Source organism: Bacteroidota bacterium (genome assembly GCA_016722565.1).
Lineage (GTDB): Bacteria > Bacteroidota > Bacteroidia > 2-12-FULL-35-15 > 2-12-FULL-35-15 > 2-12-FULL-35-15.
This window is the reverse complement of sequence record JADKIU010000001.1, coordinates 258,808-277,726: the sequence shown is the minus strand read 5'-3', so window position 1 is coordinate 277,726 and position 18,919 is coordinate 258,808. Positions and strand designations below refer to the sequence as shown.

The following is an 18,919-nucleotide window of genomic DNA, read 5'->3' as shown; positions in this document are numbered from 1 at the left end:
AAATTAAATTACTAAAATTCAGGTTAATGTGTCTCCGCTAATCATATCAGGCAATGGCAAAGCCGATGTATAGATAACCAATGTATCTAAAATTAATTGCAATGTTCCAGATGTTGGAACACAGCCATCATTAAATCCATCTAATGATATTGTTGAGGAAAGGCCTGTTCGATAATTTGTAGAAATCAAATTTGCTGTTAAATCAAAACTCAAAGGAAATAAAGGTCCATTTATTATAACAGATGTTGATTTGATACAACTATTTGCATCTGTGAGTGTTAATTCATAAATGCCAGAAACACTAAAATTCACAATTGAATCTATCGTAGCAGGAATTGTATTCCATGAATAACTATATGGAGCTAACCCATTTAAAGTATAAGCAGATGCATAACCCAAAGCAGTACAATTTATATGCACAGCAGAATCAACTATTAAATTAACATTTGCGCAAGAATCCTGACTTAGTTTTAATACAAAACCATCATAAACAGAACCGATTGAAGTTAAAGTATATATACTGCTTGATAAATCAAAATCTGTGGTTCCCTTAAAAATTCCTGTAAGAAGAATGTTTTCTGCCGTGTCAATGCTGATGCGGCTTCCATAATCTGTTCCCACAGCCCCAGAAGTCCCTCCTAATTGTTTTGCCCAAATAAAATTTCCGTTGCTATCTAGCTTGAGAATAAAAATATCTTCCATGCTATATGCAGAATAATTATTCGTCCCTAATCCTGGGTTAAAATCAACGGTATTTTCGAAGCCACCAGTAATATATATCGCTCCGTCTGCTCCATAAAAAATATCTGCTGCAGATTCATTACCTGGACCTCCCAATGTTTTTATCCAAATATAATTTCCTGTTGAATCCATTTTTGCTATAAACATATCATCATTCCCTCCTCCAAAAACCTTAGGAATATTACTAAATGCCAAAATTGATGGGTCGAAACTAATTGTATCCCTATAGTGTCCACACATATATATATTACCAAGATTGTCAATGGATGCACAATCCACATCAACCCAACCTGCCACAGTCGATATATATCTAGCCCATTTCAGGTTTCCATCAGAACTGAATTTACTTATATATCCAAAAGATGGAACGGAATCAGGGAGAAATAATGTATCAGTTATGAGAGGAGAGGTATCAAAATCAGGAGAGCCATCATACCTCCCTCCCGAATAAATATTATATACATCGTCAATATTTGAAAATTCTGGAGTTAACGATCCCCCTACAACACCTTTAGCCCAAATAAAATTTCCAGAACTATTATATTTTGCTAAAAACAAACCATCATTAGCTCCCGCGTCCAAACTAAATGTATCAAGGCTAGAATCAAAGTCCGTTATACCAATAAACGTTCCTCCTAAATTAATCAACCCTGTCGCATCAATTGAAACTGATCTACCCACTTGATCCAAATCGGTAAACGAAGTAAGAACACTTCCCCTAATTTGATTTACCCATACGAAATTACCCAGCGGATCTAATTTACATAAAAAGCCATCTTTAGATAATGTACTTCCTGCTGATGTTAAGTTGTGCACCCCGGCCCCTGGATCAAAATCAGCAGTGCCTCTAAAGAAGCCTGTTATATATACAAATCCCAAATTATCTGAGGCAATGCCCATTGCATTATCCGCTAATGTTCCTCCTATTCTTTTTGCCCAAAGAAAATTTCCGCTTGGATTTAGCTTAAGAATATAAATGTCATCTCCACCAGCAGAAGAAAGATTAAATACACCCGATCCAGGATCAAAATCTACTGTTCCACTAAAATTCCCAGTTAAATATATATTGCCTATTACATCTACGTTCTGGAGAGTCGCTTTCCAATCTCCACCACTAACCCACTCGAAACTTTGTGCCTTAGAGAAAATAAATAAATAAATAAAAACAAAAACAAGTAGCGCTTTTTTCATTGCTTATTTGTATATTATAAAGATAACAAAAAAGGCTTCGAATACCACGAAGCCTTTAAATTAGGATTTAATTAAGTGTTACAACAAATTAATCACGAAATCCGGCAAAATACCCATTACAATGATTACGATTGCAACAAATAATAGTAATAGTTTATGATTTGCATCAACGGGAACAGCTTCGGTGCTTGGGCTTTCTTTGAAGTACATCGCAATGATTAATCTGAAATAATAATATACTCCGACTAATGATGCGATGATGGCAATTAATACTAATCCAACGTTTCCCGCAACGAATGCGGAAGTGAAAATATAATACTTCGCGAAGAAACCTGCTGTTGGTGGAATCCCGGCTAACGATAACAATGCGATGGTCATTACCACTGCTAAGAACGGATTTGTTTTTGCTAAGCCGTTGAACGAATCTACACCATCTGATTTTTTTTCATTTGAAATAATGTGAACGATACAGAATGTTGCGATGGAACCAATAGAATACGCTGCTGCATAAAATAAAATTGCAGAGTTTGAATAGCTATTTCCCGCTAACAACGCCAACAACATATAGCCGGCATGTGCCACACTGGAATATGCGAGCATACGCTTTGTGCTTGTTTGAAGAACAGCTGTGATGTTTCCAACCAACAATGTTAATGCTGCCATTACCCATACTACGTTCATCCATGTTCCGCTTACTTCCATAAATGTGGTAGCGAACAATCTTAAGAATGCTGCAAAGGCTGCAGTTTTTACGATCGTGGACATGAATGCTGTAATCACCGTTGGAGCACCTTGATATACATCAGGAGCCCAGAAATAAAATGGAGCAGCAGACACTTTAAATGCCATACCTACTAACATTAACAAAACACCTACTGCAAAAATGGCCATCGATACTGTTCCGGTAGAAACGGCATTTGCTATCTCAGTTAAGTCGAAGGAACCGGTAGCACCATAAATTAAGGCTATTCCAAAAAGCAAGAAACCGGTGGCAAAAGCCCCCATGATTAAATATTTGAATGCAGATTCGTTGGAAGAAACATCGGTTTTATTACTACCTGCCAAGATGTACATTGGAATAGAAAGAATTTCGATTCCCAAAAATAACATCGACATGTTTTTGTAAGAAACCATCATTACCGCTCCTACTAGGGCAAACAACACTAATGCAAAATGATCGGTTAGATTTGATTCTTCTTTAAAGAATCCTTCTGCCATCAAAAACCAAAGAAATGCAACAACAATAATTAACCCTGTAAAGGCGACAGCGTAATTATCAAATTGCATCATTTTATAATACACTTGGTTGGTGTCCCAATCAAAAATGTTGAGAACAAATGCTGTAATTAAACCAAGCAACACGATTGGATACAATAGTTTTTTGAAGCTGAATATTTCAGCTAACAATGCAATTACACCTAATGAAGAAAGTAATATTAATGCTTTCATATATAAATTAAATATCTTTTAAAACCTCTACTTCTAACTTGTTCTACTATTGAACAAGCATGAAGAAATTATTTTCCTAATGCTACTCTAACGTTTCCTACTAATTGATCAACAGCGGGTGATACAATGTCTGTTAATGGTTTTGGAAACACACCAAATACAATGATTGCAGCACAAATAATAATCAATACTGCTTTTTCACTTCCTTCAAGCGGAGCAAAGTTCGCTGTATTGCTATTTGTTTCACCCAACATAATTGCTTGGTAACTGCGCAACATATACACCGCACCAAGAATTACAGATAGTCCCGCAAAGCCGGCCATCCATGGGTTAAATTGATACACCCCGTTTAACAATAAAAACTCTCCCACAAATCCATTGGTTAATGGAAGTGCTACTGCGCCTAATAAGATGATTAAAAAGAAAACTGCGAATTGAGGATTCACATTTCTGATTCCGCCCAATCCATCTAAATCTCTTCTGCCGGTGCGCTTTTGAATTAAGTCCACGATGAAGAATAAACCAACAACGTTTACACCATGACTCAACATTTGGATCATTGAACCCTGAACACCTTGTGTATTCATGGATAAAATTCCAGCAGCAATTAGGCCAACGTGTGCAATGGATGAGTATGCAATTAAACGTTTAAAGTCTTTTTGTACAATGGCGATACACGATGCGTATACCACACCAAACACCGCTAATCCGATAGCCAGGTTTGCATATTTTTCAACACCCAATGGCGCTAATGGCAACAACCAACGAATCACACCGAAAGTTCCCATTTTTAGCATAATCCCAGAAAGGAGCATTGTTCCTTGCGTTGGAGCGGTTGTATAGGTATCCGGCTGCCAAGTGTGGAATGGGAATACCGGCATTTTTACTGCGAATGCAACAAACATTGCCCAAAAAACATATCCTTGGTGAACAACATCCATGCTTTGACCTGCAGCATACAATGCAGCAATATCAAAACTATGAGAACCGGGAGTGTGTAAATACAAGTAGATTAATCCTCCCAGCATGAATAAACTTCCTGCTAAGGTGTAAACAAAAAACTTGAAGGTGATGCGCGCTCTGTCGTCTCCGCCCCACAACAAACAAATAAAATAGATTGGAATAAGAGCCAATTCCCAGAACACATAAAACAAGAATCCGTCTAATGAAACAAACACACCTACAAGTGCCATTTGCATTACCAGAATCAAAGAATAAAAAGCAGACGGGTTTTTGTATTCTGTTTTATACGATGTTAAAATGATAACAGGAACTAAGAAGGTGGTAAGCAAGACCAACAGCATCGAAACACCATCAATCCCAACATGAAAGGTGATGCCCATGGATTGGATCCAAGCGTGGTTCCACTCAAACTGTGTAGAGGCGTTGTGTTGAAATTGCGTCAATGCAAAAACAGCAATTGCAAATTCTAAAATGGATGCGCCCAATGCAATGGTTTTTGCCTGTTGTCCTTTCACGAACAAAAGAAGCAAACCTGCAACCAACGGAAAAAATATTAATAATAATGTAATCATATGTTGTTAAATAAATTCTAAAAAAGTTGAGTGAATAAAATCAATACGATGCTGATTACCATCACGAAAATATAAAAGCCAATGTTTCCTGTTTGTGCTAAGCGAATGGTTCCGCTCATCCAGCTTACTGCCGAACCTACACCATTCACAATTCCATCTACCAATTGATTATCGACTACTTTGTGAAGTCCTTCTGAAATCAGGTTTAACGGTTTTGTAATTAGCATTTCATAAATTTCATCTACCCAATATTTGTTGTAGATTAATTTGTGAGCAGGTGTAAGTGCTTCTCCTTCTGCCGGAGGCAATACATTCTTCTTCACATATGTGTTATACGCATAGTAGATTGAAACGACCATCACCACTGTAGCAAGACCCATCAAGATGTATTCCGTTTCATGTGATAAATGGTGAACGATTCGGAAAGAAGAGGCTTCGAATACCGGACTTAAAAACTCCTCCAGATAATGTGTTCCGTGCAATGCTGCAGGAATACCAACTAAACCGCCAACAACAGAAAGCACAGCCAATACAATTAACGGAATGGTCATTGATTTCGGTGATTCATGTAAATGATGTTCTTGTTCATGTGTTCCTCTGAATTTTCCATGGAAGGTTAAGAAATACAAGCGGAACATGTAGAAGGTGGTCATCGCTGCACCTAAAATTCCTAAGAACCAAAGTAATTTATTGTGTTCCCACGCGTGAGCTAAAATTTCATCTTTGGAAAAGAATCCTGAGAAAGGGAAGCAGCCTGCAATGGCGAGTGTTCCCATTAAGAATGTAATGTGCGTTGTAGAAATGTATTTTTTCAATCCACCCATTTTACGAATGTCTTGTTCACCACTCATCGCGTGAATAACACTACCAGCGCCAAGGAATAACAATGCTTTGAAGAATGCATGTGTCATTACATGGAATACAGCTCCGGTATAAGCACCTACTCCAAGAGCGAGGAACATATATCCTAATTGAGAAACGGTAGAGTATGCCAATACTTTTTTAATATCGTTTTGCGCCAAGCCGATGGTTGCTGCAAACAAAGCGGTGCAAACACCAATGATGGCCACAACATTCATTGCATCCGGAGAAAGTGTGTATAAAATGTTTGAACGGGCAATCATGTAAATACCAGCTGTTACCATGGTGGCAGCGTGAATCAAGGCAGATACAGGAGTTGGTCCGGCCATCGCATCAGGCAACCAAGTATACAATGGGAGCTGAGCACTTTTTCCCATTGCTCCTACAAATAACAAGAGTGCAATAATGGTTAAGGTTGCATTTCCGGAACCCATATTTTTTGCTTGTTCGAAAACATCGTGGTACCCGATGCTACCGAAGGTTACAAAAATCAAGATGATGCCTAATAAAAATCCTAAATCTCCAACACGGTTCATGATGAATGCTTTTTTCGCAGCATTGTTGTATGCGGTGTTCTTAAACCAGAAGCCGATTAACAAATAAGAGCACAATCCAACACCTTCCCAACCAACAAACATGATTAAGTAGTTGGAACCCATCACGAGCAACAACATGAAGAAAATAAACAAATTCAAGTATGCAAAAAAGCGGGAGAATCCTTCATCGTGACTCATGTATCCAGAAGAATAAACGTGGATTAAGAATCCTATTCCGGTGATGATTAACAAAAATAAAGAAGACAATGGATCAATTAAGAATGAAAACGGAATAGAAAGTTTTCCGGCAGAAATCCAGTTGAATAGTTCGATAGTGTATTCTTTCTGAACACTGCCTTTCAATTCAAAAAACACTGCGAGTGCAATTGCAAAAGCTCCGGCAACTGCGCCACTTCCAATTACTCCTACTAATCCCTTCGATAATTTTTTTCCGAACAATCCAATGATGATGAAACCTATCAGTGGGAGAAGCGGAACTAACCAAACTAATTTTATCATATTCTTTTTATTTAACAGTCGGGATACAATCCCAACAAACTACCATTTTAATTTATTCAAAATATTAATGTCCGATGATTTTGTATTTCTGTATACCATCATCAGAATTGCCAATCCTACGGCTACTTCTGCAGCAGCAACAGCCATAATAAAAAACACAAATACTTGTCCTTTGCTATCAGATAAATAGCTGGAGAATGCAACCAACAATAAGTTAACAGCATTTAGCATCAGCTCTATCGACATAAAAATAATTATGGCATTTCGTCTAAGGAGAACACCCAACACACCGATTGTAAATAACACTGTGCTTAAAAGGATGTACCACTCTAAAGGAATTGTTTGTATTGCGCTCATTTTAATTTAAAATTGAAGATTGTAAAATTGTTAGTTTTTCAATCACTTATTACTTTATACTTTTCTTACCCAACATAACGGCTCCAACCATTGCCGACAACAAGAGAACCGATGCTAATTCAAACGGCAATAAAAATTCGTTGAACAAGGTCATACCCAAATTTTCAATCAAACCGATGTTGGCATTAAACGGGTTTGTTGATTGAATCACGGTTGCTCCTTTGATTGCTCCAACAAAAACAACTAACAGTAAACCAGACGCAACTACAGCAGATGCTTTTAACCAAATGCTTTTACCCGGTTCGGTTTCTTTATTTAAATTCAAGAGCATGATCACGAATAAGAACAACACCATGATTGCTCCGGCATATACGATGATGTGAACCGCTGCTAAAAATTGTGCATTGAGCAAAACATAATGTCCGGCAATTGCGAAAAAGGTAAGCACAAGGTATAAAACGCTATGAATAGGGTTTTTAGTAATAACCACCATTGATGCGAACATCAGTGCTAAGAAGGATAATAAGTAAAATAAATATTGTGTAATCATAATAACAGTGTTTGAAAACTAATGTCCGCCAACTTTTGTTTTTTTGTTTTTATCAAATGTTTGGTTGTGAGCAAAGTGCTTGTCCAATTTAAATTCTTTCACGTTCGGTGTTTGGCGTTTTGTTAAATCGATTGGATTTTCTTTGGATTCAACTAAAATGCTTTTGCCATAAATGAATTCTTTGCGCGTATAGAAACTATCTACTTTACGGTCTGTTAAGAAAATGGCTTCTTTCGGGCATGCTTCTTCGCAGTCGCCACAGAAGATACAGCGTAACATATTGATTTCATATTTCGCTGCATATTTTTCTTCTCTGTATAAATTTTCTTCACCCGGCTTGCGTTCTGCAGCGGTCATCGTAATTGCTTCAGCAGGACAAGCCACAGCACAAAGCCCGCAAGCGGTACAACGTTCAGCACCTTTTTCATCACGCTTCAAAACATGTTGTCCGCGATAAATACCACTGAATTCACGTGTTTGTTCAGGATATTTTATGGTTGCTGATTTTTTGAAAAGATGTGTAAAGGTAATCCACATGCCACCGAAAATAGCAGGCAGATACATTCGTTCCATGAACGACATTTCCTTTTTTACAACAACTTGTGATCTGTTTGTTAATTGCATTTTTATTTCTTTAGCAACAAGTAAACTTGTTGAGTTTTACATTTTTTATCTTGTGAAATACGCCATAATCTCATGACGCATCATCCATGCTCCTGTTAATACCAAATTCAATATCGATAATGGAATTAATATTTTCCAGCCTAAATTCATTAATTGATCGTAGCGGAAACGTGGTAAGGTCCAACGCACCCACATGAAGAAGAAAATGAATCCTACAATTTTCATAAATAAGAATACAAATCCTAAAATGGCTAACCAATTTGGATCGTGCACCCAACGACCAATTAACGGCATGTTGTACCCACCAAAATAGAACGTAGAAATTACTGCAGAAGAAATAAACATGTTGATGTATTCCGCAAATAAGAACAATCCTAATTTCATAGAGCTGTACTCGGTATGATATCCACCGACTAATTCTGTTTCACATTCCGGTAAATCGAATGGTGCGCGGTTTGTTTCAGCGAATGCACAAATGATAAAGATTAAACAGCCTAATGGTTGAACCAATACATTCCAGTGCCAACCTGTTTGTTGCGCTGCAATTTCTCCGGTACTCAATGTTCCTGTAGTCATTACCAATGCAATGATTGAAATTCCCATTGCTACTTCATAGCTAATCATTTGAGAAGAAGCGCGGATAGCACCTAATAATGAATATTTATTGTTGGAAGCCCAACCACCAATCATGATTCCGTAAACGCCTAATGAAAGCACTCCAAATAAATAAAGGATTCCGATGTTTACATCTGCAATTTGCATTGGATAATCTGTTCCACCGATGTTGATTGATTTCCCCCAAGGAATAATTACACCAGTCATACAAGCCGTAAGCATACATAAACCTGGACCAATGATAAAAAGCATTTTATTGGAAACACTTGGAATCACCTCTTCCTTCATAAACATTTTTACGGCATCGGCTAATGGCTGAAGGATTCCGAAAGGGCCTGCTCGATCCGGACCGATACGATCTTGAAGGAATGCAGCAATTTTACGTTCTGCGTAGGTGCTGTAGGTAGCAACTAACAATGTGATTGAAAATACAATCAACACCAGAATGATTTTATAAATTAAAAAATTTAATTCCATATTTTATTTTTTTCCGTCAGACCAATCCAACGGCAATGACATTAATTATTTTTTTGCAGCAATTTGCTTTTGTTGTTTACCAATATCCAATTTCAATTGTGCTAAGTTCTCGTAATGATTTTGAGAAATAACCGAATGACGATCAATATGAGATGGTTTTTCAATTACCCAATCTTTCGCATCTTTTTTCTCAAAGCGGCATTCGTTGCAAATCCATTCGATGGCTTCTCCCCATTGATCTTTACGAGCGGTAACACGTAACACTTCATTTCCTTTCATCCAAATGGCTACTTTGCCGGAACATTTTGTACAGTTGCGGTGCGCATCCATTGGTTTTGTAAACCAAACACGACTCTTGAAACGGAAGGTTCTATCTGTTAAGGCACCTACCGGACAAACATCAATTACGTTTCCAGAGAAATCGTTATCGATTGCTTTCTCAATGTATGTACTGATTTCAGAGGCATCGCCACGAAACAACATTCCTTGGTAACGGTTATTCGTAATTTGATCAGCCACTTTAATACAACGGAAGCACATGATACAACGGGTCATGTGTAATTTGATGTAAGGACCGATATCAATTAAGTTGAAGGTTCTTCTAGAAAAATCGTAACGTGTTTTTGCTAAGCCGTGTTCGTAGCCTAAATCTTGTAAGTGGCATTCACCGGCTTGATCGCAGATAGGGCAATCCAACGGGTGATTGATTAATAAAAATTCTACAACACCTTTGCGAGCTTCCAACACTTCCGGAGAAGTAATGTTTACCACTTCCATTCCATCCATTACGGTTGTGCGGCAAGAAGCAACCGGCTTCGGCATTGGGCGCGGATCCTTTTCAGAACCTTTTGTAACTTTTACGATACAGGTACGGCAATACCCTCCACTGGTTTTTAATTTCGAGTAATAACACATGGTAGGAGGAGCAACTTTTGCATCCACCTCCGGGTTTTTGTCAACCAACATTCTGGCTGCTTGCAAGATTGTTGTTCCATCCGGAACTTCAATCGTATGACCATCTATAGTAACCTTTGCCATTTTTTATCTTTTACAATTATGCTCCCGCAAGTTGATGAACGGAATAATAATGTTTAACGTCTTTAATTCTTTCAGGGTGATTAATGTATTCTTCAAATTCTGCACGGAAGTGACGAATAGCGCTTGCCACAGGCCATGCAGCAGCATCACCTAATGGACAAATTGTATTCCCTTCAATTTTTCTTTGAATGTCCCACAACAGATCAATGTCAGTTGGTTTACCATGTCCTTCCACAATGCGGTGAAGAATTTTTTCCATCCAGCCAGTTCCTTCACGACAAGGCGAACATTGTCCACAGCTTTCGTGATGATAGAAACGAGCGAATGTGTAAAGATTTTTTACGATGCTGGTTGTTTCATCGTATACAATAAATCCTCCGGAACCCAGCATTGTTCCTGTAGCAAAACCGCCTTCACTTAATGATTCGTAGGACATTAAGCGAGGTTCGCCTTTATCGTTTTTCAAAATTAATTCGGCTGGTAAAATAGGAACAGAAGAACCTCCGGCAACAACTGCTTTTAGTTTTCTTCCATTGATAATACCACCACAATATTCATCCGAATAAATAAATTCTTCAACCGGCAAACCTAATTCTATTTCGTACACACCAGGTTTATTGATATGTCCGGATGCAGAAATTAATTTTGTTCCGGTACTTCTTCCGATTCCAATTTTTGCATATTCGTCTCCACCCATCATTACGATTGGGCAAACGGCAGCAATTGTTTCAACGTTGTTTACAACAGTTGGACAACCATATAAACCTGCGATAGCTGGGAATGGTGGTTTGATACGTGGATTTCCACGTTTTCCTTCTAGTGATTCTAACAAAGCGGTTTCTTCACCGCAGATGTATGCACCTCCACCAACTTGTACATAGCAGTCGTGAGAGAAGTTCGTACCTAAAATATTTTTTCCTAAAAAGCCTGCTGCGTAAGCTTCTTCTATTGCTTGTTCAAGGATACGAGCAACATAAAAGTATTCACCACGAATGTAGATGTAAGATGTTTTTGCTCCCAATGCAAATGAAGAAGTAATCATTCCTTCGATAAGTGCATGAGGAATTTTTTCCATCAAATAACGATCTTTGAATGTTCCCGGCTCTGATTCATCGGCATTACAAACGAGGTAACGTTCAACACCTTCGGGCTTTGCAAGGAAGCTCCACTTCATTCCTGTAGGGAAACCGGCACCACCACGACCTCTTAACCCTGATTTTTTTACTTCTTCTACAACATCGGCAGGCGACATTGTTTTCAAAGCTTTCTCTACGGATGCATAACCGCCATGTTGACGATACACTTCAAGTGTTGCAATTCCCGGAACTTTGTCGTTATGTATTAATAATTTCTTCCCCATAATTACAAAGTGTTTTTATAATCCATGTCTGTATAACTTCTTTGTTTTCCTGCCGCACGATAGTCTTCTACTAATTTATCTACTTTTTCAAGCGTTAAATTTTCGTGATAAGATGCGCCACATTGCAGCATTGGGGCGCTTCCGCAGCTTCCTAAACATTCTACTGTTTTAATAGTGAACATTCCATCAGGAGTTGTTTCACCTTCTTTTATTCCTAATTTTTTCTCTAAGTGTTTCACCACATCTTCTGCACCGCGTGTCCAGCAAGAGGAGGTACGACAAACTTCCAACAAACATTTTCCAACAGGTTTTAAGTTGTACATGGAGTAGAAAGATGCTACTTCGTATACTTCAATTGGTTTGATGTTTAAGATGGAGGCAACATAGTCCATTGTTTGCGGGCTTAACCAACCACCAAATTCAGCCTGAGCAATGTGTAAAACCGGAAGCAATGCCGATTTATGTTTGCCTTCAGGATAACGCTTGATGATTTTGTGAACCAAGGCAAGCGTTTCTTCGTTAAATTTAATTTCTTGTGACATAGTATATTATGCGTCTAGTTCTCCTGCAATTACGTTCATGCTACTCATTGTTAAAATAGCATCTGATAACATCTGACCTTTAATCATTTCTGCATACGCCTGATAATAAATAAAGCATGGTCTGCGCATATGCAAACGATAAGGTGTTCTTCCGCCATCACTGATTAAATAAAAACCTAATTCTCCATTACCACCCTCAACCGCATGATATACTTCTCCTTTGGGAATTTCTGTTTCACCCATCACAATTTTAAAGTGATAGATTAATGCTTCCATGTTGTTGTATACTTCTTCTTTCGGAGGAAGGAAAAATTCTGGAACATCTGCATGATAAACGCCTGCAGGTTCCTTTTTAATTTTTGCAATGGCTTGATTAATAATTTTTACACTCTCCCACATTTCTTGTTGACGCACCATGAAGCGATCATACGTATCACCTTGTGTTCCAACAGGAATAATAAAATCAAACTCTTCGTAAGATGAATACGGGTTCATCACACGCACATCGTAATCTACACCTGCTGCGCGCAAGTTAGGTCCTGAGAAACTATAATTCAATGCACGCTCTGCTGATATTGGTCCGCAGTTAACTGTACGATCCATGAAAATTCTGTTTCTCATCAACAGGTTTTCGAATTCTTTTAATGCAGGAGGGAAATCTTTTAAAAATTTGTCTAACAAGTCCCATGCTTTCGGAGAAAAATCTCTTTCTAATCCGCCAATGCGACCAATGTTTGTTGTTAAACGTGCGCCACACAATTCTTCATAAATATCATAAATGCGTTCACGCATTTGGAAGATGTATAAGAAGCCCGTCATTGCACCTGTATCCACCCCAATAACAGAATTACAAATAACGTGATCGGCAATACGAGCTAATTCCATAATGATAACGCGCATATATTGTACACGTTTTGGAATTTCAATGCCCATCAGTTTTTCCACGGTCATGTGCCAGCCCATGTTGTTGATGGGTGATGAGCAATAGTTTAAACGATCAGTGATGGGAGTAATTTGATAGTATGGTCTGCGTTCAGCTAACTTTTCGAATGCACGGTGGATGTATCCAACCGTTGCTTCAGAGTCCATAATTATTTCGCCATCCATTTTCAACACGTTCTGAAAGATACCGTGTGTAGCGGGATGCGTAGGACCAAGATTCAGAGTAGAATATTCTTTCTCCTCAATCAGTTCTTGATTCTTGTTTGTGTTTTTATCTTTGCTCATAATTATCTACCAAACATTTTATCAGCTTTATCTTCACGCGTTCCATCTTCCAATGCATATTCTTTTCTCATTGGGTGATATCCTAAATCATCCATATTTAAAATACGTTTCAAATTTGGGTGGCCTCTGAAAATGATTCCAAAGAAATCATATTCTTGACGTTCCATCCAATTGGCAGCGGAAAACACAGATGTAATTGAAGGAACATTTACATCGCTGCTGCTGAATACTATTTTAATTCTGATTCTTAAATTTTTCGGAAGGTTGTGCAATTGATACATCACAGCAAATTCATGTCCTTGATTTTCGGGATAATGAATGGTTGCCATGGTTGTTAAATATTGGAAAGCCAATTCTTCATCTTTGTAAAGAAAATCAACGACTTCACAAATAATATCGCGTTTAACAACGAACTCGGGGTAATCCACGTTCATGGAAGACGAAACAAATCCATCACCAAACTGTGTTTTTAACTTTTCCGCTACTTTATCTAATAAAGTGTTCTCCATTTTTTGAATTTTTTCTCTTTCTTCTTTTGACTTAACTACTCCATTCCGTATTTATTCAACAGCGCTTTGTATTCTGGTGTATCTCTACGTCTGATTGATTCCGACTCAACCAATTTTTGGATTTGCAGGATTCCGTCCAACACTTGCTCCGGACGCGGAGGGCATCCCGGAATGTAAACATCCACAGGGATTACTCTATCAATTCCTTGAAGTACGCTGTAGGTATCAAAAATTCCACCACTGGAAGCACAAGCACCCATTGATAAAACCCATTTCGGTTCAGCCATTTGTTCGTATACTTGGCGCAATACAGGAGCCATTTTTTTAGAGATGGTTCCCATCACCATCAGTAAATCTGCTTGACGCGGAGAGAAACTCAAACGTTCAGCACCAAAGCGACCTAAATCGTAGGTGGAAGCCATGGTAGCCATAAATTCAATTCCACAACAAGACGTTGCAAATGGCAATGGCCACAATGAATTTGCACGTGCCATACCGACAACTTTATCGATACGTGTTGCAAAAAATCCCGGTCCTTCAATGCCCGGAGGCGCATCTGCATCTAACGCTACTTTTGATTTTTCTTTCGTACTCATTTATTTCTTTTTAAAAGCTGCTTTTCGCTGCTATAAATTATTTTAGTTCAAGGTGATCACCATTCCGGGTATTTGCTTCGCAGCTTTACCGCTTTGAACAACCTCTACATTGGTAATTTCCAATTTATCTCCCAATTTTTTTTCTTTGTGCAATTTTTCAATCGCATCCATTGCCCCTTTTGTAAAGGTGTTTCCTTTGGCAGGAAATTCAACAAATTCGTAATCCTTTTTACCGGCTTTTTTAATGGTTAAAATAAAAGAGCTGATGGATACATTTTTATCGATTGTAACCAATTCTTTTTTGCAAGCCATAAATTCATCCCACGTCATTGTAACATCACCCGTTTTCCCACAAAATGAAAATACCGGCTTTGAATTCTGAGCTTGCCCAGACTGAACAAAAACGAAAACAAGGAACAAAACACTTACGATTCTTTTCATTTTTATTCCCACTTTAATGCGCCTTTTTTGATGATGTAGTAGAATCCAACCAATAAAAAGCCTACAAAGGTGAGCATTTCAACAAATCCGGTTAATCCCAATTCTTTAAAGTTTACCGCCCAAGGGTACATAAAAATAACCTCCACATCAAACAGAACGAAGAGGATGGCCACCAAAAAATATTTGATAGAGAATGGTAAACGGGCGTTCCCTTGAACTTCAATACCACACTCAAATGTATCGGATTTAATTTTAGATTTCTTCTTGGGGCCCAGTTGGTGTGTAAGAAACAGCATGAATATTACAAACCCAAGAGCGACAACAAACATCAATGCGATAGGAAGAAAATCAGCGGGAGTACTTTGTACAGATAAAAGCATATAAATAGTTTTTCTTTTCGACCTCAATTTTAGGTATTTCTTTTGAAATAACCCAAATTTTGCGGACAAATTTATCGTTTTATACTAAATTTTAGTATAAACGTCTTGATTTAATTCCAAGATTTTGGATGATTAACAACGCCCTTTCTCTTTTGCGGAGATTTACTTTCATTTTGTTGATTTTCAAAATCCAAAATATAATATGCATCACCAATTGGGGCTTGATTTTTCTTATCTAATTTTAAAACTTTTTGCCACCATTTTTTATTGTTTTTTTGTGGGAAAATCAAGTCCAAAAAAATGTACCCCTTTTCCCTAAGAAAGGCATCCACATCCTTAAAAAATGCTTGATTTTTATACATATTCGCTAGTGAGGCCTCCACTTTGATAACACTAATTTTTTTTGAAGTCAAATAATGCTCTGCGCCTTTTAAAACTTCAAGTTCTGTGCCTTGTGTATCAATCTTCAGGAAATCAATATTGGATATTTTGTTTTTTAAAGCAAAGTCATCAATCCGTTCCGTTTTGACGTTGATTTTTTCCAGCAGCATTAGGCTATCAAACCAATTTTGGCTATTGGGTACTTGCTGAAATTCTCTTTTAAACTGTTCAACATCCGGCTCAAGTAAGGAGCACATATCCAGGTGTTTAGTTAGATGGAGTGTCGCCTCACCATTCGTATTGCAAAGAGCAATATTCAAGAGTTGTATCGTATTAAATGGATTGTGTTCTGCGTAAAAAGTTTGTAATTCCTGGAAGGAAGTTGGTTCCGGCTCAAAGCAATAAACATCTAATTTAGAAGACAAGTTATTAAGCAAACCAAATCCGCTGCGGGCACCAACATCAAATACAACTATAGGTGAAAGGTTAATCTCAGGCATTTGTAACGGCTTGTTGAGCGATGTTTTTTTGTTTCTTTTCTTGTTCAATAACATAAACAACTACGGCCATACTGATATAAACAAGAGATGCCATTTTTTCATCATCCATAAATCCATTAAATATCCCATGAACAAAATACGTCAGAAGGCCCAATATTGCCATTAATGCAAACGAGCGATTTTGGAATGAATGTGTGTTTTGTATTGCATTTATGCCAGAATAAAGAACAACCAGATACAGCAGTATATGAATTGCAAAACCCAAATATCCCGATTCTGCCAAATAAGCTAAATAATCAGAATGTGAGTGTCCTTTATTGCCACGATAAGTGCTTGTATAAGTTAGATCTTCACTGGCCTGAAACGTTCCATAAAAAAACTTATACGTACGGGGGCCAAAGCCAAATACGGGTTTGGCATTTCCCATTCTAATTGCACATTTCCATCGATTGACTCTTTCTTTATTGCTGATATCTGTTTTGACATTTGTTATTGAAAGTACTTGCTGGCTGAGATCTTCTTTGTTACTAATTGCGCTATTGTCTCCCAACTTATTCAAAATAAAATCGAAATTCAAAATAGCTAAAACACTGACTACTATTAAAGAAAAAATGAACGCTTTTGCAGTAATTTTCAATTGAATAAGGATATAAAAAACCAATGCACAAGCGAGACTTAACCAAGCAGCTCGCGAAAAGGAAAAGTACTCTGCAACGAAGAACAACAGTAGCAATAGCAAGATTAAAAAGCGAATAAATGGATTGGGGACAAGTGCCTTGCCACTAAAAATTAATATAAGCAATGCCGGGATCAAAAATGCAATACAAGCCCCATAAACGGTGTGGTCGTTAAAAAACGGTTGAGGCATTATATATGCTGTTTTTTGCGTAAAATCCAATTTGGAATGAAAAATAAATCCATTAATTATCGGGAGTATCATTCCGACCGCATAAATAAGGTAAAATAAATATGGTTTCATTTCATATTTTACCCAGAAAAAACCAAGGAGAAAAAACGTTATGATATAACTAAAACGTACAAGCGTATATTTAAAAGAAACAACTTTTAGCTCACTCATAAGTGAACAAATGACCATCCAAGCAAGTTCAATAAATAGAATAATTACAATCGGGTTTTTAAACAATGCTGATAGTTCGTCTTTGAGTTTAATCCAATAAAACAAAGTTAATATCGTCAACATCCCAATTAGTGGTTCTGTTGGAAGTTGCATTTGCGATTCACCGACAACATCCACCGAAACAGAAAGTGGAATAAAAAAGAAAAGCATTTTATACAGATTTTGTTTTTTTACAACAAAATATCCAACAACCAAGGCGGCAAAAGAAATGAAAAAGACACTATAAATAAGAAGATAGTTAGAAGCCATTACGCTATAAACAGAGAGTGCGCAAAGCAAGAAGGCAAGTACCGAGAGATAGATGCCGAAATAACTATTTTTGATTTTAGTCACTAGGGGTGTGAAGAATATTGTTTAATTGATTTCACCACATATTGCAGATAAAATCCAACCATCATGAAAAACAAAGAGCCCAAAAATGCGATTGTAATATTAAATCCAATCAAAGGAAAAACCTTTTTAAATATTGGAGTGGGCTTATCAAGCATATAAAATTGGGGGATTGGCCGCATGGCCAAATTTAAAGCATTTTCATACTTGCCTTTTAAATCGTTCAAACGAGCCGCTTCATTTATATGTTTTTGAGTTAGTATTTCCAATTCAACAGCAACTTCTGGATTTACTTTTTGGGATGTTCCATTACCCCAAATAAATTGATTGTTTACTAATGCAATAGGATTTGCATTGTTATCTTTTCTCAATTTTATAATTCTACTATCTATGGAATCAACTTCAGCTTGCTTATTAAGATATTGATTTTTGAAGGCTTCAACAGCTAATTCACTGTTTGTTTTCAACATCCGTTCTCTCATCTTTTGAGTTAACTCTAAAATATATGCGACTATTTCTTTTGAAAAATAGGGATCATGTGTTTCTGCTTCAATTACAATTGACATCACATTTGTTCGATTTGCAACTATCCTTCTTTTATATTTTTCTGACAATAAATCTCTCCATTCAAAATCAGCCGTATCAATTTTATAATAATTAACGAGGTTGAATTTACGGTCAACAGAATCGCGTAATTGTTCTGAATTGATTATTTGCAGTAATCGATCTGCTTCAATATCATATCCAAATTGGGGATTTTCAATTGCTAAATCGTACGAAATATTGTATGGTATAAAAAAGGATGTTTTTGCTGAATATCTAGGAGTTAGCATAAACGATGCGATTGTAGCGAGCAACGTACAACCCAATACGGTATAGAAAATAATTTTCCAATTCTTAATATAAACTTTAGCGAGTGGGCTAATACCTGTTTTTTCTTCAAAAATATTCATCGTTATATTCCTTTTCACCAAAAGTAATCATTTTGTTGTAGTAATAAATAATTCAAGTTTTTTATTACA

Annotated in this window: 19 protein-coding genes; all 19 read right to left on the bottom strand. The window is 37.2% G+C overall.

Going from position 1 to position 18,919, the window contains the following annotated elements; translation table 11 throughout:
- Nucleotides 1-18 precede the first annotated feature (18 nt).
- Nucleotides 19-1,932 carry a hypothetical protein gene (locus IPP64_01070; GenBank protein ID MBL0328026.1) on the bottom strand — a complete coding sequence of 638 codons (1,914 nt, stop codon included), beginning with the start codon at nucleotides 1,930-1,932 and terminating at the stop codon, nucleotides 19-21.
- 78 nt (nucleotides 1,933-2,010) lie between these two features.
- On the bottom strand, nucleotides 2,011-3,381 hold the full coding sequence (locus IPP64_01065; GenBank protein ID MBL0328025.1) for an NADH-quinone oxidoreductase subunit N: 1,371 nt from the start codon (nucleotides 3,379-3,381) through the stop codon (nucleotides 2,011-2,013).
- 68 nt (nucleotides 3,382-3,449) lie between these two features.
- Nucleotides 3,450-4,916, bottom strand: a complete 1,467-nt coding sequence (locus IPP64_01060; protein ID MBL0328024.1) for an NADH-quinone oxidoreductase subunit M — start codon at nucleotides 4,914-4,916, stop codon at nucleotides 3,450-3,452.
- A 17-nt stretch (nucleotides 4,917-4,933) separates the two neighbouring features.
- On the bottom strand, nucleotides 4,934-6,832 hold the full coding sequence (nuoL, locus tag IPP64_01055) for an NADH-quinone oxidoreductase subunit L (GenBank protein MBL0328023.1): 1,899 nt from the start codon (nucleotides 6,830-6,832) through the stop codon (nucleotides 4,934-4,936).
- Between the two features lie 39 nt (nucleotides 6,833-6,871).
- Complete coding sequence (nuoK, locus tag IPP64_01050; GenBank protein MBL0328022.1) at nucleotides 6,872-7,189, bottom strand: NADH-quinone oxidoreductase subunit NuoK; 318 nt, start codon at nucleotides 7,187-7,189, stop codon at nucleotides 6,872-6,874.
- A gap of 49 nt (nucleotides 7,190-7,238) precedes the next feature.
- Nucleotides 7,239-7,739, bottom strand: coding sequence for an NADH-quinone oxidoreductase subunit J (locus IPP64_01045; protein MBL0328021.1), 501 nt, complete (start codon nucleotides 7,737-7,739; stop codon nucleotides 7,239-7,241).
- 18 nt (nucleotides 7,740-7,757) lie between these two features.
- Nucleotides 7,758-8,363, bottom strand: coding sequence for an NADH-quinone oxidoreductase subunit I (locus tag IPP64_01040; GenBank protein ID MBL0328020.1), 606 nt, complete (start codon nucleotides 8,361-8,363; stop codon nucleotides 7,758-7,760).
- Nucleotides 8,364-8,408: 45 nt separating this feature from the next.
- Nucleotides 8,409-9,455 (bottom strand): NADH-quinone oxidoreductase subunit NuoH, encoded by a 1,047-nt coding sequence (nuoH, locus tag IPP64_01035; protein MBL0328019.1) that lies wholly within the window; start codon nucleotides 9,453-9,455, stop codon nucleotides 8,409-8,411.
- Nucleotides 9,456-9,500: 45 nt separating this feature from the next.
- Complete coding sequence (locus IPP64_01030; protein MBL0328018.1) at nucleotides 9,501-10,493, bottom strand: (2Fe-2S)-binding protein; 993 nt, start codon at nucleotides 10,491-10,493, stop codon at nucleotides 9,501-9,503.
- 16 nt (nucleotides 10,494-10,509) lie between these two features.
- A complete protein-coding gene (gene nuoF, locus IPP64_01025; GenBank protein MBL0328017.1) occupies nucleotides 10,510-11,853 on the bottom strand; it encodes an NADH-quinone oxidoreductase subunit NuoF in 1,344 nt (447 codons plus the stop codon).
- 2 nt (nucleotides 11,854-11,855) lie between these two features.
- The gene (locus tag IPP64_01020) at nucleotides 11,856-12,395 is read right to left on the bottom strand and encodes an NAD(P)H-dependent oxidoreductase subunit E (GenBank protein MBL0328016.1); all 540 of its coding nucleotides are present in this window, start codon (nucleotides 12,393-12,395) and stop codon (nucleotides 11,856-11,858) included.
- A 6-nt stretch (nucleotides 12,396-12,401) separates the two neighbouring features.
- Entirely contained in the window at nucleotides 12,402-13,622 is a 1,221-nt protein-coding gene (locus IPP64_01015) for an NADH-quinone oxidoreductase subunit D (GenBank protein ID MBL0328015.1), read from the bottom strand.
- A gap of 2 nt (nucleotides 13,623-13,624) precedes the next feature.
- Nucleotides 13,625-14,131, bottom strand: a complete 507-nt coding sequence (locus IPP64_01010) for an NADH-quinone oxidoreductase subunit C (protein ID MBL0328014.1) — start codon at nucleotides 14,129-14,131, stop codon at nucleotides 13,625-13,627.
- A 35-nt stretch (nucleotides 14,132-14,166) separates the two neighbouring features.
- Nucleotides 14,167-14,727, bottom strand: a complete 561-nt coding sequence (locus IPP64_01005) for an NADH-quinone oxidoreductase subunit B (GenBank protein MBL0328013.1) — start codon at nucleotides 14,725-14,727, stop codon at nucleotides 14,167-14,169.
- A 42-nt stretch (nucleotides 14,728-14,769) separates the two neighbouring features.
- Nucleotides 14,770-15,168: a hypothetical protein gene (locus IPP64_01000; protein MBL0328012.1), complete on the bottom strand. Its 399-nt coding sequence runs from the start codon at nucleotides 15,166-15,168 to the stop codon at nucleotides 14,770-14,772.
- Nucleotides 15,169-15,170: 2 nt separating this feature from the next.
- Nucleotides 15,171-15,548, bottom strand: coding sequence for an NADH-quinone oxidoreductase subunit A (locus tag IPP64_00995; protein MBL0328011.1), 378 nt, complete (start codon nucleotides 15,546-15,548; stop codon nucleotides 15,171-15,173).
- Nucleotides 15,549-15,658: 110 nt separating this feature from the next.
- The gene (locus IPP64_00990) at nucleotides 15,659-16,429 is read right to left on the bottom strand and encodes an FkbM family methyltransferase (GenBank protein MBL0328010.1); all 771 of its coding nucleotides are present in this window, start codon (nucleotides 16,427-16,429) and stop codon (nucleotides 15,659-15,661) included.
- The gene (locus tag IPP64_00985; protein MBL0328009.1) at nucleotides 16,422-17,900 is read right to left on the bottom strand and encodes an O-antigen ligase family protein; all 1,479 of its coding nucleotides are present in this window, start codon (nucleotides 17,898-17,900) and stop codon (nucleotides 16,422-16,424) included. The genes IPP64_00990 and IPP64_00985 overlap by 8 nt, the downstream gene beginning before the upstream one ends.
- Entirely contained in the window at nucleotides 17,900-18,850 is a 951-nt protein-coding gene (locus IPP64_00980; GenBank protein MBL0328008.1) for a hypothetical protein, read from the bottom strand. The genes IPP64_00985 and IPP64_00980 overlap by 1 nt, the downstream gene beginning before the upstream one ends.
- Between the last annotated feature and the right edge of the window lie 69 nt (nucleotides 18,851-18,919).